We start from the raw sequence: 278 nt of genomic DNA on the forward strand, positions 1-278 counted from the left end.
GGGTCGAGCACAGCAAGTGTCGGGCGCAGTGCTGCATGCTTGAGCGTCATTTTGCGATGCGTAGTCGATTCCGTAATGACCGAGGAACGGGTGACCTCAGAGCCTGTCCCGGCAGTAGTCGGCACACAGATGATAGGAGCGATGTTTTCGTAGGCAAGTCGACCGTCGGCATACTCAGCGGGAGTTCCGCCATTCGGTCCGCATAGAGCAATCGCTTTACCCGTATCCATCGCGCTTCCCCCACCAATCGCTACTACCATATCAGCAGAAACATCACG

At 56.5% G+C, this 278-nt stretch carries 1 protein-coding gene; it reads right to left on the bottom strand.

The annotated features are described in order from the left end of the window. Window positions 1–278 (bottom strand): iron-containing alcohol dehydrogenase (locus SB773_RS31330; RefSeq protein WP_410594186.1); only part of this gene is annotated, 278 nt, incomplete at both ends.

The organism is Bacillus sp. SIMBA_074 (assembly GCF_046534555.1).
Classification (GTDB): Bacteria; Bacillota; Bacilli; order Bacillales; family Bacillaceae_G; genus Bacillus_A; species Bacillus_A mycoides.